Below are 19,144 nucleotides of genomic sequence, written 5' to 3' on the forward strand. Positions count from 1 at the left end.
TCAAAATATTACTAACAGAATTTCAAAATATCGTTCATAATAAGGACATAAAGTCCCGATGTGCCGCACAGTGGCAGGTGCGGTTTTCAAACGGGGCAAAAACGGAGAACGCCTTGTTTACAAATTAAGGAGAGAAAACGAAATGGCAAAAACGAGAAGTCTGCCGGATAAGTACTACGACAAAGACTACGAGCACAACGGCATCCACCGCGTTCCGCTGTGGCGCATCGCATGCTTTGCACTGAACAACACGGCTACCAACCTGTACATGATGATGATGGGTTACGCTACCTACTACCTGATGGGCTGGGTCGGCGTCGGCATGATGATGGCCTCTTCCCTGAGCATGATCATGCGCATCTGGGACGGTGTCACCGACCCGTTCGTGGGTTTCATGGTCGATAAGACCAACGGCAAGTTCGGCAAGAACCGCCCGTTCATCGTCATCGGCAACATCATTCTGGCTGTGACCAGCTTCATCCTGTTCCACGTCACCCACCAGCTGCCGCAGGCAGTCCGCTTCCCCTTCTACGTTGTGGTCCTGATGATCTACTATCTGGGCTACACCTGCCAGTGCGTCGTTACCAAGTCTGCACAGTCCTGCATGACCAACGACCCCAAGCAGCGCCCCATGTTCGCTTCCTTCGACGGCGTGTTCAACACCGTTCTGTTCGCTGGTCTGGCGGTCGTGTTTGCGAATATGGCAAACAGCTACAAGGATGTCGGCGGCTATGCTTCCACCCAGTTCTTCCACAGCCTGTGGGTCATGACCGCCATCGGTTCCGGTATCTTCACCCTGCTGGCTGTCATCGCCATCGCCCCGAAGGACCGTCCGGAGTTCTTTGGCACCGGCAAGCCGGTCAAGGTCGGCCTGAAGGATTACTGGGATACCCTGAAGAACAACCGCGCCATCCAGATGCTGATTCTGTCTGCATCTACCGATAAGCTGGGCTCCTCTGCCCGTACCAGCGCTGTCTCCGTTGCAATGTTCGCCTGCATCGCCGGTTCTACCGTTCTGCAGGGCAACGTGACCGCTCTGACCACCATCCCCAGCGTCATCGTCACCTTCCTGGCCATCTCTCTGGTGGCTACCAAGTTCGGCCAGCGCAAGGCCATGATCATCGGCTCCGTCGGCGGTCTGGTCGTCAACGCTCTGACCATCGCCCTGTGGCTGCTGGGCGACCCCACCACCATGACCTCTGACCCCGCTAAGGGCACCCTGAACTGGGGCTACTTCCTGATCCTCCATGTTGGCCTGAGCATCATCTACGCAGGCTTCCAGGGCATCTCCGGCAACATCGTCATCCCCATGACTGCGGACTGCGCCGACTACGAGGTCTATCGCTCCGGCAAGTACGTCCCCGGCCTGATGGGCACCCTGTTCAGCTTCGTTGATAAGCTGGTCTCCTCCTTCGCACCCATGATCGCCGGTGTCATGTTCACCATCTGCGGCTTCGCTGACCACAACCCCGTTGAGGGCGACGTGGCTACCATGAAGCTCCGCATCGGCTGCGCCTTCTGCTACAGCGGCATCATCATGATCGGCCTGCTGTGCAACCTGATCGCCATGAAGTTCTATCCCCTGACCAAGGAGAAGATGGCTGAGATCCAGGACGAAGTTGCTGCCATCAAGATGAAGGCAATGGCTGAAAACGCATAATCAAGCTGCCACGCTTTCTGATTCTGCGGAAACTACATCCCATGGGAAAGACCGCTCACCGGCCAAGTGCGCAGTGGGCGGCTTTCCCGATTTTATGAGACAAAGACAGAGGTACGACAATGGCAAATACCCAATGGATAAAAGACCCCGACCACGGTTTTATCTGGAATTCCATCGAACATTACTTCTATTGGAAGGAAAACCGCCAGCGCCATGAGGTGAACCGGAAAAAGTATCTCCGCCTTTGCATTCTGGGGGCCTTTGGGGCGCACCAGTTCTACGCCAGGCGCCCGGTTTTGGGGGTGCTGTATCTGGCCACCTTCTGGACCGGCTTCTCGGCAGCCATGACCATCGTGGATGCTGTCATCGCGGCCCCCATGAAGCCGGACGAGAACGGCAGCATCTGGCTGTGACCCCCACCTCTTCTGAGCGGTTCCGCCGGGACCGGAAAGGTACAGTTCTATGAGCAACGTTTTGCAGACCCTGTTCAATACCAATCACGAGCTGCCTGATCTGCAGGTCATCGTGATTCTGGCCATCCTTGCGATCGTTGCGCCCTCGGTGGCCAAGTATCTTCATCAGCGGCGTTCCAGCGGCAGCACCAAGACCTCTGCCGCCTCGGCAAAGCCCCGCGCTCAGCACAAGAAAAAGCGCTGAGCGGCTGAACGTTCTACGACATTTCCCTCTATTCATTCATCTCATTTACCTCCTTTCTTTTCGAAGAAACACCAGAAGCCCGCAGCTTTCGCTGCGGGCTTTTGGCGTTGCGGCCTCACCTCTCAGGTACTCTGGAAGGGTTGGCAAGGTGCACAGCCGCTGCCCGTTCCGGCGGAGCCCGGCAGCCTGCGCAAAGACGAGACCTTGTTCGTCCAGCACAGCCAGCACCGGCCTGCCAAGGCCTCTCCCTCCGGGAGAGGTGGCAGCGCTTGCGCTGACGGAGAGGGCCGTGTGTGAAAGAAGGTGCCGCCGAACAGGATGACAAAATGCCCCGGCAGGTGCTGCACAGCATCTGCCGGGGCGGTTTTATGGGGCTTTAACTTTGGGTCCTATCCGGGAACGCTCAGACCTTCTTGATCTTGATGAGCTGTGCGTTCAGGCTCTCCAGGAAGCCATCGGGCAGAGCCATGACGTTGCCCAGATTCTCCGGGGACATGGTCTTCAGCATATCCCACATACCGGAGCCGGGCTTCACATCAAAGTTGGTGGTCAGCTTCACGACCTTGGCAACGAGGGCGAAGGCTTCGGGGCACTTGGAGACTTCTTCCATGTTGTCCTTGATGCTGTAGTAGCCTTCCGGGAACTCCATGGGAGCCTTGAGGTCCAGATCCAGGCTGCCGACCTGCTTGAACCAGTTGGCAACGCCCTCCTGGCGCGCGTTGAACTCCGGCAGGGTGTAGTAAGCGGGCTCCTCGGCGACCTTCTCCAGGGTGATGGAATCCTTCACATCACCGGCCACAGCCAGGATGGTGTTGAAGCCTTCGTTCAGAGCAACGTCGAACTTGAAGACGCGGTGCGCGGTCTGCTGGCCGACTTCCTTGCCGTTGACGTACAGAACGACGGTGTCCTGGTTGGAGTAGACCTTGATCTCGGTGGTCTCGCCTGCGCGCTGTGCGTGGCGGCGGCCAGCGATGTGGACCATCGGGGTCTGGGTCCAGTAAGCCTGATAGACAAAGTAGCTGTCCTTCTTGGTCTTGCGGTCCATGGTGACGAGGCCCTTGTTGTTGCGGCCGCTCACGCCGCCCTCGTTACGGGCAGCGCAGCCGAAGTCGAACATATTCCAGACGTGGGAAGCCCACACCCAGGGACGGTCCTCGAAGACCTGTGCCATGTGCTCGTGGTACAGTGCCTGATACTCCTCGGTGTAGTCCTTGCACTCCGGCGTGTTGCTGTGCCAGTTGATGATGCCCTCGCAGCCGTACTCGGAAATGCCGATGCAGATGTCGGGGTGGTCGGCGTGGAACTTGTCCAGCCAGGGGCCGTTCTGCTCCATCTTGCCGCCGTACCAGCCGAAGTAGTGGTTGTAGCTCTCCAGGTCGGTGATGTGGTGCATGGGGCCGTCCACGGGGGTGTGAGAAACGTGTGCAATGGTGGTCAGGCGGGTCGGGTCAAGCTCCTTGCAGAGCTTTTCCAGATCGTGGTGGGTGTCCACCAGCTCCTGAGAGATGCCGCCGATCAGGATCTCGTTGGAGATGCCCCAGAACATGATGGAGGGGTGGTTGTAGTTCTGGATGATGAGCTCCTTCATCTCCTCCATGACGTGGGTGTGTGCGCCCTCGCCCTTCTTGAAGACGCTGATGAAGGGGATCTCAGCCCAGACGGCGAAACCGATCTCGTCGCAGGCATCGTAGAAGTCCTGGCTGTGCTGATAGTGTGCCAGACGGATGGTGTTGGCGCCCAGCTCCTTGATGAGCATGGCGTCGTCATAGTGCTCCTCGGCGGTTAGAGCGTTGCCCTCGAACACGCGGTCCTGATGGCGGGAAACGCCGCGCAGCGGGGTGGGCACACCGTTGATGGAGAAGCCTTCGTTGGGCGTGACCTTGAAGGAACGGACACCGACGTTGGCGCAGATCTCATCGACGGCCTCGTTGTTGCGCTGCAGGGTCGCAGTGACGGTGTACAGGTTGGGCTCGTCCATGCTCCACAGCTGTGCATCGGGCACGTAGATGGTGACTTCGGTCTCGGCAGAACCGCGGACAGCGGAAGCGACCTCGCGGCCGAAGCAGTCCTCGATGCTGTACAGAACGGTCAGGTCGTCAGCGGGGTTGGTGACGAAGCTCTTGATGGTGAAGTTTGCACCGCCGTCCTCCGTGGGGACCGGGGTGACCATGATGCCGGGGCCGCCGTAGTAGTCCAGATCAAAGTGTGCATTGGGCACGCTGATCAGGTTGACGCCGCGGTACAGGCCGCCGTAGAAGGTGAAGTCGGCGGAAGCGGGGTACATGGACGGGGTGTCCTCGTTGGAGACCTCGATGGTCAGCTCGTTCTCACCCTCGTGGCACAGATCGGTGACATCGGTACGGAAGATGGAGAAGCCGCCCTCATGGGTGGTGGCGACCGTGCCGTTGACCTTCACGGTGGCGTTCAGCGCAGCAGCGAGCACCTCAACATAGGTGCGGCCGCCCTCACGGGGCTGCTTGGGCTGCTCGAAGGTGCGGGTGTAAACGCCGGTGGTGCGCAGGTAGCTGCCGTTGCCGTCGTTGCCGTCCACAGCGTTCCAGGTGTGGGGCAGGTTGACCTGCTCCGTCACATGGTCGCCTTTGGGGAAGGACAGGGTCCAGTTTTCGTTCAAGGAAATGATCTCTCTCATTGATACGACTCCTTCTCAGTTTTTTCTCTGTGTGGGTCTGCGGTGCAGACCTTGTTGTGAGATTAGTATATCACAGGAAACCACCGGAACGTTTGTACAAAATCGCGTCAAAATAGTAATATTTTGTGAAAATTCCAACGACCGGCCCGCTTTTGTGCAGAAGAAAACGGCCCCGGCAGCTGCCGGGGCCGTTTTCAGGCTTGCATCAGATCCCGCATTCGTCCAGGATGCCGCGCAGGGTGTCTGCGGACTTCTTGAGATCGGCGGATTCCTTCTCGCTCAGTGCGATGGGGACCAACTCTTCGAGGCCGTCGGCACCCACCACGGCGGGCATGCTCAGAACGACATTGTCCACGCCGAAGTCGCCGTGCATCATCGAGGAGATGGGCAGGATGGACTTCTCGTCCCGGATGATGACCTCGCAGATGCGCTTGACGGCCATTGCGACGCCGTAGTAGGTGGCGCGCTTCTTCTCAATGATCTCGTAGGCGCTGTTCTTGACCTTCTCCGCGATGTTCTCCTGCGACTGGTCGTGGTTGTAGTGGCCGCGCATCTCGCAGAAATCGTCCAGCGCAATGCCGGAGACGTTGGCGCTGCTCCAGGCCGCGATCTCGCTGTCGCCGTGCTCGCCGATGATGAAGGCGTGGACGCTTTTGCTGTCCACGGACAGGTGCTCGCCCAGCTGATACTTCAGGCGGGCGGTGTCCAGCACGGTGCCGGAGCCGATGACCCGGTGCTCCGGGAAGCCGGACAGCTTGATGGCGGCATAGGTCAGGATGTCCACCGGGTTCGCCACCACCAGCAGGATGCCGCGGCATTCCCGTTTGGCAATCTCCGGGATGATGCTCTTGAAGATGTTCAGGTTCTTGTGCACGAGGTCCAGCCGGGTCTCGCCGGGCTTCTGGCCTGCGCCTGCCGTGATGACGATGATGGCGGCATCCACGATGTCATCGTAGGTGCCGGCATAGATCTTCATGTTGCCCACAAAGGGGATGCCGTGGCTGATGTCCATGGCTTCGCCTTCGGCCTTGGCGTGGTCTGCGTCGATCAGGACGATCTCCGAGAACAGCTTGCTCTGCATCAGCGCAAAGGCGGACGCCGAGCCGACGAAGCCGCAGCCGATGACGGCGATCTTGCGTAAATTGACGTTGTTCATAGGTTGCTTTCCCTCTTCTGCCGCCCACGGCGGCTCCATTCATTCCAAGACCTCTCCCGCCGGGAGAGGCTGCCGGGCGAAATCGTTAAACTTTTGCCAAGCTTGGATACATTACCAGAAATCACGGCATCTGTCAAGTGCAGGCGCAACGACGCCGCTGCTTTTTCACAGGATGCCGCACAGCCCCTGAAAATATACCCGGCAGACGCAGAAGAAAACCAGTTGACGGAAAGCGGGAACTTTGTTATAATAATAGGGCTATCAAGCGGCTCTGGCAGCTTCTGCCCGCCGCTCCGAAGCGCGAAGTGAATAGGGAGATGTATCGAAGTGGTCGTAACGAGAACGACTCGAAATCTAACTGGCTTTTTGGAAGTGGATTTCCGATTTTGCTAGGTTTCATGCGGGTTTTCCGGCTTCGAGAGCGAACGATTTTCGGTCGTTCTCTCCTGAAATTCTCTCCAAAATTTTCCCAGAATGCACGGAGCATTCTAAAATTTAATATGTGGAGCATTACTCAAGTGGTCGTAAGAGGTCGCACTCGAAATGCGATAGGCCGGGAGACCGGTGCCAGGGTTCGACTCCCTGATGCTCCGCCAAATCGAATGGACAGATGAATTTTATTCGTCTGTCCATTCTTTTTTGCCGGAACATCGCCCGTCCACCCTGTCTTTGGGACGTATGGCATCATGCTGACGCATTGCCATAGCCCAGCCCTTCCAGCATCGCCTGTGCAGACGAGAGTTTGGAAGCATAATCGAGGTGGGCGTAGATGTTGGCGGTGGTGGAGAAGTCGCTGTGACCCAGCCATTCCTGAATCTGCTTCATAGGAACGCCGTTTGCCAGAAGAAGGCTGGCGCAGCTATGACGCAGGTCATGAAAGCGGATAGGACGCAGACCGTTTTTCTCCAACAGCTTCGGGAACTGCTCGGAAACATAGTTGGGGCGGATGATGTTCCCGATCTCGTCCACACACAGATAGCCCAGATACTCCCGGTTGTAGCTTTTACCGCACAGGCGGCGGTAGGTTTCCTGCTGACCTTTCAGCATCAGCAGGCGGTCACGGATGGGCGGCACAAGGGGCAGCGTCCGCAGGCTGGACTTGGTCTTTGCACGGTCTGCCTGCACCAGAACCTTTTTGCCGTCGATGGATGCCTGCGTGACGATGTGCTTGACCTCCAGCGTGTTGGCTTCAAAGTCGATGGCATCCCATTTCAGACCCAGCACCTCGCTGCGGCGCAGACCGTAGAAGGATGCCAGCAGAACCGGGATCTCCAGCTTGGTGCCCTCTGCGATCTCCGTCAAAGCATGAATCTCATCGGCACTGTAATAGCTGCCTTTGAACTCGTTCTTCTTCGGACGCTCGACCTTATCTGCCGGATTGGTGGGGATCAGGTCGATCTTGACCGCATACTTCAACGCCTTGTGGATGTTTGCGTGATAATGGATCACGGAATTTGCCTTGACCCGTTCAAGCTGCTTGGTGTAGAAGTCCTGCAAGTCGGTGGCTTTCAGGTCTACCAGCTTGATGCCGCGCTTGCGGAAATACGGAACGATGATGCGCTCCACCATTCCCTGATAGCTGGCATAGGTTGTGATCTGGATAGAGCTTTTCGTGACTTCCAACCATTTCAGCATGAAGTCCGAAAAGAGAATGTCATCGTCTAAGCGAATTTCCGCAGGTGCGGTAGGAACCATGAAGTTTCTCCGACGTTCCAGCAAAAGAGCCTCGGCTTTCTTCTTGTTCCTCTTGACGGACAGACCGGTGGCTTCCCACTTGGTCTTTCGCTTTCCGTCTGTGTCCTTGTAACTCAGAACGATGTAGTAGAAGTCGTTTTTTTCTTGCAGATGCCCTGCTACCATAGTGTTACCTCCTGTCTTTGCATCCACTTGAATATGTAACTTCTGCCGCTGACACCATCAGTGTACCCAACGGCAGGAGAGAATGCAAGGATGTCACGCCCGGACAGCGTGACCGGGGTGCGAATCCGATGAGATAAGTCAAAAGATGTGCCTTGGGGATGCGGTAGGAGCGTCCGACCTTCAAATGCTGGACGCTCCCTTTTTTCAAAAGAGCATACCCGGTTTTTGTGCTGACGCTCAATATCTCGCACATCTGGTCGATGTTCAGCACGTCCGGGTAATCCCGGAGCATCACACGGTACGCATCACGGGGATTCAAATTTTCCTCACCCAAACAGATTTCCCCTTTCCGGATTCATATTTTCCCGATCCAATGCCAGACTGCATTTCAGGGCTTTTTCAATTTGCGCCATCTCCCACTCACTGGTCATCCCCATAAAACTGTTGATGCGCTCTTTATCAATGGTGAAGATCTGTTCCAGCAGCACCACAGACGGACGGCTGAACGCAGGGTTCTGCTCAATGAGAACATGGGTGGGCTGGTTTGGCTTTTTGGAGACTTTTGAGGTTACAGCAGCCACGATCACAGTCGGCGCAAATTTATTTCCTGTATTATTTTGGATCACAATAACAGGACGTTTACCACCCTGCTCGGAACCATAGTGCGGGTCAAGGTCTGCAAAGTAGATCTCGCCCCGGCGAAAGCCGAAATTCTTCGTTACATAAACGGTAGCAATCATCCCCCTTTTCCTTATGTAGGCAAAAGCCGCCCTGCGGACGGCTTCTGCGACGTTTTAGGACTGTTGCCATAGGAGAGAACATCACTGCTTGATAGGAAGGCTCCTAGAACGGCTGGAGCCGTTGTAGACCTTCAGGATCTGGTGCATATACTTCTGATAGTTCGGGCCGCTCATCGCCTGCCCGCTGCGGTAGATCGTCAGGGGGCTGATGCGTTTGAGCTGCTTGATCAGACGAATCGGGTCATACTCGTGGTCGTACAGCGCAACGAAACGGGCAACGCCCTGCAGCACCTCAGAACGGAGCGAGTTGATGTCACCCTCCCATGCTTCTGCCAGAACACGAAGTGCATCTGTGTAAATGCGTTCGCCGTGCTGCCGATATTCGGCAAATGCGGTAGCGATGCAGGCAATCTTCCACTTGGCGTGACTCTGGTTGAAACTCAGACCAAAACCGGCGCGCTGGGTAGCACTCTGGAATGCGATGGCTTCCGGGTCGCCGCCGTGGATCTTGGCACGCAGCTTTGCACCGGCTGTAAGCGGCGCCGAAATACCCGTCTGCTGTGCAAACAGCATGGCTTCTTGCTGCTCGGTCAATCCCGAATAAACCTTGCAGACGATGTTCAGATCGCAGTTGTTATTCAGCAGCTTGCGGGCGGCAATGGTGTGTTGACCATCGAAAACATAGTAGTGACCGTCCCGGTAGCTGACCTTGGGGGCATTGGCGATGCGCTCGTCAAACTCGGCGGCGATTCGCTTGACACGGTTGGCGTTGAGAGTCCGCTGGTAGTAGCTGCGAGGCACCTCCAGAAACTTGCTGTTGATGACCATTTCGTGATGAACAAGTTTAATCATAGGCAAATTCTCCTTCCAGTTTTACGATATAATCCTTTGCTTTCTGCAAAAGTCCAACGACTTTCTGACGGATTTTTGGGTTTTTGAGGAATTCCGGGTAATTTTCAAAACAGACATCCAGACGGTAGATCATCGTATCTGCCGCTGATGCCACTTCGCTGAGCATTCCTTCTGCATCAGCTACTTGTTCGACCGATTCCATTTTTGCGGATAATGAGCGAATCGTTTGTAGCGCAGTCTGGTTTTGCTTTGGTTGAACAATCTGTTCGGATGGAACTTCAATAACCGGTGGCTCTGCTTGTGATTCACACGGAGTAGTCGAAGTCGCGGACTTTTCAACATTCTTTGCTTTGGATGTTGATTTACTGCGGGGCCTTTTTGTTTCTTTTGGCGCACAGATTTTCTCAACAAGAGCAGGACGATCTTCGGGAGGTGCACGGGCAACAGATGCAATCTCGGCGGCGGTCGGCTTGACCTCGCCGGAAAGCACTTTCTGGCGTGTGCCGGGAACGGCTTCTTCAGCGGCATCTACACCTTTTGCAAATTCTTCAGATCGTCGAACAAATATTGGAGTTGCACCTATTTCTGTTGCGATTTTCTCGCAGGTTTTCTGACGTTTTAGTTGGTGCTCATTTTGAGCACCAACTAAAACTGTATATCGATTCGTTCCTTTTTCATTAGGAACGAGTGCCTTTTCTGCTTCATATTGCTTTCCAACGAGATATTTCTTTTGCTCGACTGTCAGGTTGCGCCGCCCAAGCTGGTTTTTACAGATCCAGATGATGGCTTCATAGCGGTCTGCAAACTCTTTCTCGTGGACGGTATAAGGGATGTCGGGATGCTTCCTGAGAATCGTGTATCGGTTATGACCGTCTACGATCACGCCATTCCAGACGATGATGGGATTGATAACTTTGCCATCGTTGACAATGTTCTTCTCCAGCTGTTCCAGCTCCTCAAAAGTGAGCGGCGGGATCTTGCCCTGAAACTCCGGGTCAATCTTAAGCGCATTCAGATTCATCATCAAACCGTCCCTTCTTAAAGTAGGTGGATTTCGGGCTGCTGGGCTGGATGTAGTAGTCGTAGCCGAAGCTGGTCTGGCAGTAGGTGCAGGGTTCCTTTACGATCTGACCGGGGTCTGCACGGCGGACACGGATGCCACGGGTGTTCCGAAAGGCATTCAGGCAGCGGGGGCAGAGGGTGGTCAGGGTCGATTCATCGGTCTTGTGGGTAAAAGTACGGCTCATAATCAATACCTCCGTGTCATCAGAATGAATATTCGGTATGGAAAAAGCCCACTGCCTTGATTCAGAAGAATCCCGGTGGTGGGCTTTGAAGTTTTGCTTTAAGTTTTTCCAACCTATTTGTCCTCGACGCCCGTTGGATTTGGAATGCACCTCGGTAAGTGGGGACTTGCACCCACACTCCACATTGGCTTCTTCAGCCACCCCGTCTTCTTTATGACCGGGCCGCGAGTTACGGAAGTTTCATTATTTTGTCCGAGGGAATGATATTCAGTTTTCAAGGTACGCTTTACAGCTCCGGGCTTCTCCCCGTCTGGGGTGTTGCCCTTGCTGTGACCATAGTGTACCTGAAAACTGAATGCTTTTTTAGGACGTAACAGGTCCGCTTTTTCACTCTAAAACCGGACCTATCACGTCCGGTTTTGTATAAAATCATACACACTTACGTCTTGTTTTGTTTTGCAATTTTCAAAAATGCGATTTTGCTTTTTTTCAAAGAAAAAAGCCCTTCCAGATAGCAGCTCATTTGAGCCGACTATCCAGAAGGGCAGTCGTGTGTAATTATAAATCGTCCGCAACGGCATCTAAGCTACGCGCGATACGATGCAATTTTGTACAGATTTTCTTCCTTAACAGTTCTTCTTCCTCAGAGGGGGACTTTCCCACAATCAAGTAGTCCAGCGTGGTACGAAAAGTCTCCTTGATCTCAACAAAAAGGTCAATCGACGGTGCTTCTTCCCCTCGTTCAATTCGACGGAGATGACGGTCACTGATATTCAGTTTGATTGCCAACTCCTCCTGCGTCATGCCGTTGACCTTGCGCAGGTACTGGATACGTTTGCCGGCGGCGTAAAAATCAAAGTACATAAGTCAGCCCTCCGACCACAGTGCAACGCAGTCGCAAGCTGCGCCATAAGGTCGGAGTGCAAAGATACAGTCGGCGGCGAACCAAGTTCTGGTTGCCGGGGCTCAGTTGGTACTCGATCAATCTCCTTTTCATAGTTCTTCGTCCTTTCTTTGTCGATGATGGCAAGGCGGGCGGAGTATGAAGGACGTACAAAATGTCCCTCATAATAGTAAAAGAGCCGAAACTCTATTGCTATCCATGTAAAATCAGGGAATCGTATTCAGCAAATTCAAAAAAGCTTCCTGCTGGTCAGGGCGAAGTATCGACCATTTCTCAATGACTTGCATCTGCTGGGGCGTAAGTGCCACCGGGACAGACTCACTTCCCTCTGCCTTTGCAAAAAACTCGGAAAGTGTGATCTGAAAGGCATCGCAGATCTTTACAAGCGAAGGAATGGTCGGGATCGCATTGTCATTATACCATGTAGAAATGGTGGAAGATTTCAGCTCGGCGTGAGTCGCTAAATCGTATAGCGACCATTTGCGTTCTTCACGGTAGGCGGTTATGGTATTCAGAATGTTATCCACCGCCACTCCTCACTTTCGTACAATAAACTTTTCGCTTATTATACCGTACTACGCACAAAATTATAATCCTTTTCGCCGTATAAAAAGTACGGAGTTCGGGAGTGGCAGATACCTTGCGGTGGGGGCTATTTCTTATGATTTGCACACTAAAAACAAATGCCGCCCGAAGGCGGCATGGGAATTTTATTGGACGGAAAACAGAGTGCGATATTGAAATACCTTACATAGCATATACTGCCGGTTTATGGCGGCAAAATCAAAGTGTTTGAGCAAGGTATTCCACGTTCCGTGCGGGCAGCGGAAATCAGCGCCGAGGGCAAGAGTATCTTTGCCCATGACCCCAAAGGCAAGGTGGCGGAAGCCTACCGCGCCCTGACAAAGGAGGTGCTGCGCAATGCCGAAAAACGGCGCAAACATCAGCTTGAGCAGCTTCGATGATATTTTTTCCACCGACGAAAGCCGCAATGTTGAAAAAATCCAGCAGATTTCAATTTCAGAACTGCATCATTTTAAAGACCACCCATTCAAGGTGCTGGACGATGAGGCCATGCAGCGGACGGTGGAGAGCGTGGCACAGTTTGGAGTATTGGCTCCTTTGATCGCCCGCCCCCGGGAGGACGGGGGTTATGAGATTATTTCGGGCCACCGGCGGCAGCACGCGGCAGAGTTGGCCGGGCTGAAAACCCTGCCGGTAATTGTCCGCAATATGGACGATGACCAGGCGGTGATTCAGATGGTGGACAGCAATTTGCAGCGCGAACACATTCTGCCCAGTGAGCGGGCCTTCGCCTACAAAATGAAGCTGGAAGCTATAAAAAGAACGGCAGGCCGTCCTTCTAAAAATGTGTCCCAAATTGGGACACAAAAACGTTCGGATCAAATTATGGCTGAAGAAATGGGTGAAAGCCGTAACCAGATTCAACGGTTTATCCGCTTTACCAACCTGATCCCGGAACTTCTGGACCTGGTGGACCAGAAGAAAATCTCCTTCAATCCTGCTGTGGAGCTGTCCTATCTGGCAGACTCGGAACAGCAGGATTTTTTAGAGGCCATGCAGGACACCCAGAACGCTCCTTCCCTGTCCCAGGCTCAGCGGATTAAGAAACTGAGTCAGGAGGGCCAGTGCAGCTACGAGGCCATCTTCGACATTATGGGCGAGGAAAAGAAGGCCGAAATGGACCGCGTGACCATCAAGAACGACGTACTGCGCAAGTATTTTCCCAAGTCCTACACCCCGAAACAGGTGGAAGATACCATTCTGAAACTTTTGGAAAAGTGGCAAAAGAAACGCCAGCGCAGTCAGGAACGCTGACTATCTGGCATCAATCACAAAATACAACACAAAAATTTGGAGGTAACGCCTATGGCAACCAAGAAAACTACGTCCACCATCACTACCCGGCAGGTTTATGAGAAGGTCTGTGCCGTAGAGAAGATGCTCAAGGAGTGTTTGGAGATGCCGCCTTCTTCGGCTTCTGCAAAGCAGCGCTAGCGGCAACTCCCCAAAAAGCTCGAAGGGGTACGCTTGAGCAGCTCGATATCCAGATCGTCGGTCAGCAGCTTGCCCAGATCAACCACCCGTTCTTCCAACAGACCGGCTACGCCATTGCACATACCGTACACCACCTGAGCGCCGCGGCTTTTGCAGCTCTCAAATACGCCTGCAAGGCTTGCGTTGATGACCGAAGTCGGGCCGCCGGACTGTCCCACGATAGCATTTTTACCCATGATGATTTCTCCTTTTTGTTGTGTTCCGTCTCTGCTTTTATTCTATTGCAAATGCAATAAAAACTGAATAGGTGGCATCGCCTGGATTCATAGCACTACTCAGTGGGCATATGAAACCCCAAGGGATGGATCTTAGGCCAACCATCCTATTGAGGATAGCGGCAAAGCCTTGCTGATCAGGAAAGACAGTGGATATGTTGCCCACACTCTGTTGGGGAGAATACAAGCTTATTCCGAGTTGCTGTGCGCAGCTCAATACAGGAAGTGACATTTTAGAGGACAAAACAAACCGGATGCCAGAGAAAATCATCTATATAAATGATTTTTTATCTCTTACTGTGGATTCAAGACGAGTCTATTGTAACGTTTTTGTTGTATGCAAGTCCTGAGCGGTCAAAAAATTAAAATTATAAAAAAATGGAACCTCAGCAAAAGAACCGTTCAGGGTTTTTACTGAAGTTCCACCGGAGGCAAACAGCTCAACAGGCTGTCCACTGTACCGAAAGCCGGGAATTTTGATTTATAATTTGGGAATCAATTTTGTGTGTAGGCCACAATTTTGGAAATTTCAGCCGCAGCAGCCTTTAGGTCATTGGCCATCTGGAGATAGTTTTCGTTTGATTCAGCGATGTCTGCCAGAGAAATTGCAGCTACAGCGTTACCTTGAGAATCAAGGATCGGAACACTGCAACACGCAGTCAAGTGGCCCAATTCAGCAAATTCGGTTGCATAACCCTGCTTTTTAATCTGTTCCAACTGTGCAATAAATTCCTCTTTAGAAGAGATGGTCTGATCGGTATAAGAGGTGAGTTCTATGTTATCAATCAGTGTGCGTTGCGCTTTGGGTGGGAGAAAAGCAATCAGCGCTTTGCCAAGAGCTGTCGCGTGGGCCGGCTTGCTGGAGCCGATGGAGCAGGTGGCAAGCCGTGCGTTTTCTGCGACATATTTATAAAGATAAACCACATTGGAGCCGTTCAATATGCCAAGAAAGGCAGTCTTGTTGTATTTTTCAGCCAGCCCGGGGAGATGAATGACACACTGCTGAACGAGGCTTTGATTGTTAGCATACTTCATCCCGAGCGCAAAAGTCTCGACCCCCAAGCAGTATTTTTTATCATTGTTTTCAACCGTGCTGATGTAGTTCAACTCCAATAGGGTATGGACAATTGCAAAAGCACTGCTTTTTGCCATGTCCATTTGATTGGCAATTTCCTGCAGGGTAATGCCATGCTCGCTATTGGCAATAATTTTGAGGATTGCCAAAGTGCGCTCAACGGTTCGATTCATGATTTACTACATCCTCCTCCAGGCCAAAACAACTTTAAGCTAGAATGTATATTATCATTATATCGTTCTGTCGTCAAGCACTCCTGCCTAAAGTGCCTAAAGAGAGGGGAGTGCCGTATATGCACGAATGGTTTTGAAGGATACCATAGAAACTCAGGCAGACGTATCAGACCAAGATCCATAATCAGGCTCAAAAGATTCAGTGAGATTCTTATGATCCCCTACAGGTTGCACAATTCGCAAGTTGAATCTTTGTCAAAATGCGAGAAAAAGAAAAAACGGGTTGACAGAATCAGGCGAATTTGTATATACTAAAAATGCGGAACTTAGTTCTTAAATACGAACCGCAAAGGCTTAACGATTCAGCAGTCATCATATAAAATAGTGGTTCTGGATGAACCACTATTTTATCGCTCCGATAAATGAACCGGGCTCTTAATTAAGAACCCATGCAGAGAGGAATCAACATGGGCTTGCAGGTAGATCCAAAAGAACTTAAAAAAAGGCAATTCTTTTTAGAGGGAAATATACCCAAGGCAGTTCTTTCTGTCTGTTTGCCCATGGCACTGTTCCAGCTGATCAATGAGTTGTTTCGGGTGTTTGATCTTGTAATTACCTCTCAGATCAACCCTGAATCCGTCTCGGCGGTGTCGTTTTTCAACCAGCTTAACAACTCCATCGTCTCGGTGGGGACCGGCCTTTCCATCGGTGCAGGGATTCTAATTGCTGGTTTGTATGGAGCTGGGGAGTATGAGAGGTTAAAAACCACCGTAAATACCACCTTTTTTTTGGCCGGAGCCGCTGCCCTTGTCCTGGTGGCAGGGCTTATCCTGGGGGCTAGGCCTATTCTGCGTTTGGCAAACACTCCCGCCCAGCTTGTGGAAATCGGATTGAACTACTACCGGATCACTGCGCTGAATCTGGTTTTCACCTTCTTCAATAATGTCTATATCGCCATTGAAAAGGCCCGTGGGAATGGTTCCAAGATCATGCGGATCAACTTTGCAATGGCACTTACCAAGTTCTCGTTTTCCGCCTTTTTTGTTCTGGTACTCCACCAAGGGATTGTCATGATCGGAGTGGCCACCCTACTTTCCAACCTGGTGGTAACAGCAATCGGCCTTTATAATCTGCGTAACCCTGAAGATGTCTTTGGGCTGTCGCTCCGATATGTCAGGCTAAAGAACGACATCGTCAAAAAGATTGTTGCCATTTCCCTTCCGGTTATCGCCGAAAAATTCTCCTTCAGTGCAGGCAAAGTGGTTGTCAACTCGGTTGGCGTGAACTACGGCACCCAAACTGTGGGTGCGCTGGGCGTTTCAAACAGCGTCAGCGCTCTGTCTACGGTCCCGGCAGGAAGCATTGGAGATGGTGGGGCTGCTTTGATTCGACAGAACATCGGCCATGGAAATCCACAGCGAGCCCTGAAAATTTTTCGGTGCGTCTTTATAGTAGATTTTGTCTGGGGCGTTTTGGGATTCATTTTGACTTGGGTGTTTCTGGATCCGATCCTTGCGAGTTTCTCCAAAGGGGATGTGGCCTTTGCAGAGCTGATTGCACAGATCTTTACTCTCGAAATGATCTCAAACGTATTTTTGGCAATCCATTCGGCAGTTATGGCACTGTTGTATGCCTTTGGATATACCAAATTGTCCTTCTATGTAAATTTCGCAAGACTCTTTGTTTTCCGGATTCCGATTCTCCTGTTCTTCCAGCATTGTACAACGCTTGCGGGCGGTCAGGCGATGGGTTTGGTGATGATGATCAGCAACGGCATGACCGGTCTGCTTGCTTTGGTGGTCGCTGCGGCGGTGCTGCACAAAGAATATGGAGCGGGCTGGACGAAGCAACTGCTCAGTACTTGAATGAGTCTGATGCCAAAGTTGAATGCAGTACAGAAGAAAGGCGGTGACACTGTAAGATAGCGGGATCCCAGCAAAAATTTGCCCGAAATGCCTGGCGCAAACGGATTGCAAGCGGTATTTCTGGGCGCACGACAAGGAGGACGACACAAAGAATGGATCAACTTAAAATTAAGATGCGACAGCCGCACGGCAAAAAGCTCTTGCAGTCTTTGGTCAGTGATTGGCAGATCTATGTGCTGCTGTTGCCGGTGGTGATCTGGTTTGCACTGTGGGCCTATAAGCCGATGGGCGGTTTGCTCATCGCCTTTAAGCGATTTGATTCCAGCCTGGGCGTATGGAACAGCGACTTTAAAGGCATTGCAAACTTTATGACCCTGGTATCGGGTGTCTACCAGACACAGTTTTGGCAGGCGTTCCGGAATACCTTTGTAATTAACGCATACAGCTTGGTATTTGGTTTCCCTGTGCCGATTATCCTGGCTATCCTGTTTGCGGAGATTGGCAACAATTTTGTCCGGAAATTGACCCAGACGGCGACCTATCTGCCCCACTTTTTGTCTGAGGTTACCATCACCAGCATTACCATCATGCTGGTGTACAGCGGCGTAAACTCTACAGGCGTTCTGGCGGCATTGTTCCAGAGGCTGGACCTCATTGAACCGGGCGTTTCGCTGCTTTCCAACGCGAACTATTTCCGTCCACTGTACATTGCTGTTGGAATCTGGAAAGAGAGCGGCTACAGCTCGATTGTGTATTTTGCCGCCATCATGGGTATTTCGCCCACATTGTATGAAGCTATGAAGGTGGACGGCGCAAACAAACTCCAGGAACTGCGGTATGTCACGATCCCAGGCATGGCACCGACCTTGATTATCATGGTGATTATGCGAATCGGCAACATGCTGTCTATCGGTTATGAGCGCGTCCTGCTGATGTACAACTCCAACATCTATGTGACCGCAGACGTTCTGTCTACCTTTGAACAACGCATCGGTATCCTTTCGGCCAACTATGGCGTTGGTGCGTCGGTTAGCTTGTTTAACTCTCTCATCGCCTTTGCGCTGGTGATTGGGGCAAACACAATTAGCCGGAATATTTCGGATACATCTTTGTGGTAAGGGGGGAAAAGAAAGATGGACCTTCTCAACCGAAGCGAAAAAATATTTAAAGTATGTGCGTATCTGCTGGTAATCGCCTTTGCAGCCGTGACGCTCTACCCGATCGTGTATGCGTTCAGCGTCTCCATCAGCGGCCGGGTGGCCTACGAGAGCGGGAGCATCGTGCTCCTGCCCAAGGATGTGACCCTGCAGGCTTACGACATGGTGCTCCACAGCAAGGGTTTCTGGATTGCCTATGCAAACACCCTGTTCTATACGGTGGTTGGCACGGCGTGGAGTATGTTTATCTCTCTGACCGGTGCCTACGCCCTGCAAAAGAAAAAGCTCAAGTTCCGCCGTCAATGGAACTTTTTGCTGGTGTTCACCATGTGGTTCAGCGCAGGCATGATTCCGCTTTATCTGAACTATAAGAGCATGAACGTGGACAACCGCTGGGGCATGATCATTGCCTTTGGCGTGCAGGCCTACAATATCATCCTTCTGCGGAACTATTTTGACAGCATCCCCAAGGAGATCGAAGAGGCTGCCCTGGTGGACGGCGCTACCGAATTCCAGCTGTTCTCCCGGATCTATGTGCCCATGTCCACGGCCAGTATTGCAACGGTGACCCTGTTCTATGCCATCAGCCGCTGGAACGGTTACTATTGGTCGAGAATGCTCCTGGCCGACCCGAACCAGCAGCCCCTCCAGGTTTATCTGCGGCAGCTGATCGAAAACTACCAGAAGTTGTACGACGAATCTCCGGTGGTTCTTTCCTATTCAGCAGACAGCCTGGCCTATGCAATCATCGTCTGCTCTATCATCCCGGTTTTGGTCATTTATCCCTATATCCAGAAATATTTTGCCAAGGGCGTCAACGTCGGCGGCGTAAAAGGATAACTTTTTAAAGAATA

At 52.4% G+C, this 19,144-nt stretch carries 19 protein-coding genes, 1 tRNA gene and 2 pseudogenes; 10 read left to right on the forward strand and 12 right to left on the reverse strand.

Features of this window, described 5'->3' with window-relative positions; genetic code table 11:
- Positions 1-142 precede the first annotated feature (142 nt).
- From I5P96_RS00645 to I5P96_RS00655, 3 genes are all read left to right on the forward strand, one after another.
- Complete coding sequence (locus tag I5P96_RS00645) at positions 143-1,660, forward strand: MFS transporter (protein ID WP_223382735.1); 1,518 nt, start codon at positions 143-145, stop codon at positions 1,658-1,660.
- 119 nt (positions 1,661-1,779) lie between these two features.
- Positions 1,780-2,073, forward strand: coding sequence for a TM2 domain-containing protein (locus I5P96_RS00650; protein ID WP_118553747.1), 294 nt, complete (start codon positions 1,780-1,782; stop codon positions 2,071-2,073).
- 49 nt (positions 2,074-2,122) lie between these two features.
- Complete coding sequence (locus I5P96_RS00655) at positions 2,123-2,317, forward strand: hypothetical protein (protein ID WP_207686880.1); 195 nt, start codon at positions 2,123-2,125, stop codon at positions 2,315-2,317.
- A 403-nt stretch (positions 2,318-2,720) separates the two neighbouring features.
- On the opposite strand, the gene I5P96_RS00660 is transcribed toward I5P96_RS00655, so the two are convergent.
- Both I5P96_RS00660 and I5P96_RS00665 read right to left on the reverse strand, forming a co-directional pair.
- Positions 2,721-4,967: a glycoside hydrolase family 2 protein gene (locus tag I5P96_RS00660; RefSeq protein ID WP_223382736.1), complete on the reverse strand. Its 2,247-nt coding sequence runs from the start codon at positions 4,965-4,967 to the stop codon at positions 2,721-2,723.
- Positions 4,968-5,172: 205 nt separating this feature from the next.
- Positions 5,173-6,123 carry an L-lactate dehydrogenase gene (locus I5P96_RS00665; protein WP_223382737.1) on the reverse strand — a complete coding sequence of 317 codons (951 nt, stop codon included), beginning with the start codon at positions 6,121-6,123 and terminating at the stop codon, positions 5,173-5,175.
- 504 nt (positions 6,124-6,627) lie between these two features.
- Between I5P96_RS00665 and I5P96_RS00670 the strand changes: the two genes are divergently transcribed.
- Positions 6,628-6,719, forward strand: a tRNA-Ser gene (locus tag I5P96_RS00670).
- Positions 6,720-6,807: 88 nt separating this feature from the next.
- Here the strand turns inward: I5P96_RS00670 and I5P96_RS00675 are convergent.
- The 8 genes from I5P96_RS00675 to I5P96_RS00710 all read right to left on the reverse strand — a co-directional run bounded on the left by I5P96_RS00675 (position 6,808) and on the right by I5P96_RS00710 (position 12,253).
- Positions 6,808-7,983, reverse strand: coding sequence for a tyrosine-type recombinase/integrase (locus I5P96_RS00675; protein ID WP_223382738.1), 1,176 nt, complete (start codon positions 7,981-7,983; stop codon positions 6,808-6,810).
- A gap of 4 nt (positions 7,984-7,987) precedes the next feature.
- Positions 7,988-8,275, reverse strand: coding sequence for a helix-turn-helix domain-containing protein (locus I5P96_RS00680; RefSeq protein ID WP_223383767.1), 288 nt, complete (start codon positions 8,273-8,275; stop codon positions 7,988-7,990).
- Between the two features lie 34 nt (positions 8,276-8,309).
- On the reverse strand, positions 8,310-8,723 hold the full coding sequence (locus I5P96_RS00685) for a type II toxin-antitoxin system PemK/MazF family toxin (RefSeq protein ID WP_223382739.1): 414 nt from the start codon (positions 8,721-8,723) through the stop codon (positions 8,310-8,312).
- An 81-nt stretch (positions 8,724-8,804) separates the two neighbouring features.
- Entirely contained in the window at positions 8,805-9,575 is a 771-nt protein-coding gene (locus I5P96_RS00690; protein ID WP_223382740.1) for a DUF6551 family protein, read from the reverse strand.
- Positions 9,568-10,599: a hypothetical protein gene (locus I5P96_RS00695; protein ID WP_223382741.1), complete on the reverse strand. Its 1,032-nt coding sequence runs from the start codon at positions 10,597-10,599 to the stop codon at positions 9,568-9,570. The genes I5P96_RS00690 and I5P96_RS00695 overlap by 8 nt, the downstream gene beginning before the upstream one ends.
- Entirely contained in the window at positions 10,577-10,822 is a 246-nt protein-coding gene (locus I5P96_RS00700; RefSeq protein WP_223382742.1) for a hypothetical protein, read from the reverse strand. The genes I5P96_RS00695 and I5P96_RS00700 overlap by 23 nt, the downstream gene beginning before the upstream one ends.
- Positions 10,823-11,380: 558 nt before the next feature.
- Positions 11,381-11,686 (reverse strand): helix-turn-helix domain-containing protein, encoded by a 306-nt coding sequence (locus tag I5P96_RS00705; protein WP_117526682.1) that lies wholly within the window; start codon positions 11,684-11,686, stop codon positions 11,381-11,383.
- A 246-nt stretch (positions 11,687-11,932) separates the two neighbouring features.
- On the reverse strand, positions 11,933-12,253 hold the full coding sequence (locus I5P96_RS00710) for a helix-turn-helix domain-containing protein (protein ID WP_117526684.1): 321 nt from the start codon (positions 12,251-12,253) through the stop codon (positions 11,933-11,935).
- Positions 12,254-12,496: 243 nt separating this feature from the next.
- Between I5P96_RS00710 and I5P96_RS00715 the strand changes: the two are divergent.
- The 3 genes and pseudogenes from I5P96_RS00715 to I5P96_RS14160 form a co-directional block, all read left to right on the forward strand.
- A pseudogene (locus I5P96_RS00715) lies at positions 12,497-12,691 on the forward strand (ParA family protein); the annotation flags it as partial.
- A complete protein-coding gene (locus I5P96_RS00720) occupies positions 12,648-13,565 on the forward strand; it encodes a ParB/RepB/Spo0J family partition protein (protein WP_223382744.1) in 918 nt (305 codons plus the stop codon). The pseudogene I5P96_RS00715 and the gene I5P96_RS00720, both read left to right, overlap by 44 nt.
- 51 nt (positions 13,566-13,616) lie before the next feature.
- A complete protein-coding gene (locus tag I5P96_RS14160; RefSeq protein WP_263286022.1) occupies positions 13,617-13,745 on the forward strand; it encodes a hypothetical protein in 129 nt (42 codons plus the stop codon).
- Here I5P96_RS14160 and I5P96_RS00725 read toward each other — a convergent pair.
- Positions 13,745-13,981: pseudogene (locus tag I5P96_RS00725) on the reverse strand (6-phosphofructokinase); the annotation flags it as partial. The gene I5P96_RS14160 and the pseudogene I5P96_RS00725 sit on opposite strands and share 1 nt — an antisense overlap.
- Positions 13,982-14,515: 534 nt before the next feature.
- On the reverse strand, positions 14,516-15,268 hold the full coding sequence (locus tag I5P96_RS00730; RefSeq protein ID WP_223382745.1) for an IclR family transcriptional regulator: 753 nt from the start codon (positions 15,266-15,268) through the stop codon (positions 14,516-14,518).
- A gap of 467 nt (positions 15,269-15,735) precedes the next feature.
- On the opposite strand from I5P96_RS00730, the gene I5P96_RS00735 reads away from it, so the two are divergent.
- The 3 genes from I5P96_RS00735 (at position 15,736) to I5P96_RS00745 (ending at position 19,130) form a co-directional block, all read left to right on the forward strand.
- Entirely contained in the window at positions 15,736-17,133 is a 1,398-nt protein-coding gene (locus I5P96_RS00735; RefSeq protein ID WP_223382746.1) for an MATE family efflux transporter, read from the forward strand.
- 152 nt (positions 17,134-17,285) lie between these two features.
- Positions 17,286-18,251 carry an ABC transporter permease gene (locus I5P96_RS00740; RefSeq protein ID WP_223382747.1) on the forward strand — a complete coding sequence of 322 codons (966 nt, stop codon included), beginning with the start codon at positions 17,286-17,288 and terminating at the stop codon, positions 18,249-18,251.
- A gap of 15 nt (positions 18,252-18,266) precedes the next feature.
- Entirely contained in the window at positions 18,267-19,130 is an 864-nt protein-coding gene (locus I5P96_RS00745) for a carbohydrate ABC transporter permease (protein WP_117526696.1), read from the forward strand.
- The last annotated feature ends 14 nt before the right edge of the window (positions 19,131-19,144 follow it).

This window comes from Faecalibacterium prausnitzii, assembly GCF_019967995.1.
GTDB classification, from domain to species: domain Bacteria; phylum Bacillota; class Clostridia; order Oscillospirales; family Ruminococcaceae; genus Faecalibacterium; species Faecalibacterium prausnitzii_E.

Coding starts and splice junctions, on each gene's coding strand:
- I5P96_RS00650 (WP_118553747.1), top strand. CDS start 1,780: ATGGCAAATACCCAATGGATAAAAGACCCCGACCACGGTTTTATCTGG.
- I5P96_RS00645 (WP_223382735.1), top strand. CDS start 143: ATGGCAAAAACGAGAAGTCTGCCGGATAAGTACTACGACAAAGACTAC.
- I5P96_RS00685 (WP_223382739.1), bottom strand. CDS start 8,723: ATGATTGCTACCGTTTATGTAACGAAGAATTTCGGCTTTCGCCGGGGC.
- I5P96_RS00700 (WP_223382742.1), bottom strand. CDS start 10,822: ATGAGCCGTACTTTTACCCACAAGACCGATGAATCGACCCTGACCACC.
- I5P96_RS00660 (WP_223382736.1), bottom strand. CDS start 4,967: ATGAGAGAGATCATTTCCTTGAACGAAAACTGGACCCTGTCCTTCCCC.
- I5P96_RS14160 (WP_263286022.1), top strand. CDS start 13,617: ATGGCAACCAAGAAAACTACGTCCACCATCACTACCCGGCAGGTTTAT.
- I5P96_RS00720 (WP_223382744.1), top strand. CDS start 12,648: ATGCCGAAAAACGGCGCAAACATCAGCTTGAGCAGCTTCGATGATATT.
- I5P96_RS00695 (WP_223382741.1), bottom strand. CDS start 10,599: ATGATGAATCTGAATGCGCTTAAGATTGACCCGGAGTTTCAGGGCAAG.
- I5P96_RS00655 (WP_207686880.1), top strand. CDS start 2,123: ATGAGCAACGTTTTGCAGACCCTGTTCAATACCAATCACGAGCTGCCT.
- I5P96_RS00675 (WP_223382738.1), bottom strand. CDS start 7,983: ATGGTAGCAGGGCATCTGCAAGAAAAAAACGACTTCTACTACATCGTT.
- I5P96_RS00690 (WP_223382740.1), bottom strand. CDS start 9,575: ATGATTAAACTTGTTCATCACGAAATGGTCATCAACAGCAAGTTTCTG.
- I5P96_RS00740 (WP_223382747.1), top strand. CDS start 17,286: ATGGATCAACTTAAAATTAAGATGCGACAGCCGCACGGCAAAAAGCTC.
- I5P96_RS00680 (WP_223383767.1), bottom strand. CDS start 8,275: ATGCTCCGGGATTACCCGGACGTGCTGAACATCGACCAGATGTGCGAG.
- I5P96_RS00665 (WP_223382737.1), bottom strand. CDS start 6,123: ATGAACAACGTCAATTTACGCAAGATCGCCGTCATCGGCTGCGGCTTC.
- I5P96_RS00705 (WP_117526682.1), bottom strand. CDS start 11,686: ATGTACTTTGATTTTTACGCCGCCGGCAAACGTATCCAGTACCTGCGC.
- I5P96_RS00730 (WP_223382745.1), bottom strand. CDS start 15,268: ATGAATCGAACCGTTGAGCGCACTTTGGCAATCCTCAAAATTATTGCC.
- I5P96_RS00745 (WP_117526696.1), top strand. CDS start 18,267: ATGGACCTTCTCAACCGAAGCGAAAAAATATTTAAAGTATGTGCGTAT.
- I5P96_RS00735 (WP_223382746.1), top strand. CDS start 15,736: ATGGGCTTGCAGGTAGATCCAAAAGAACTTAAAAAAAGGCAATTCTTT.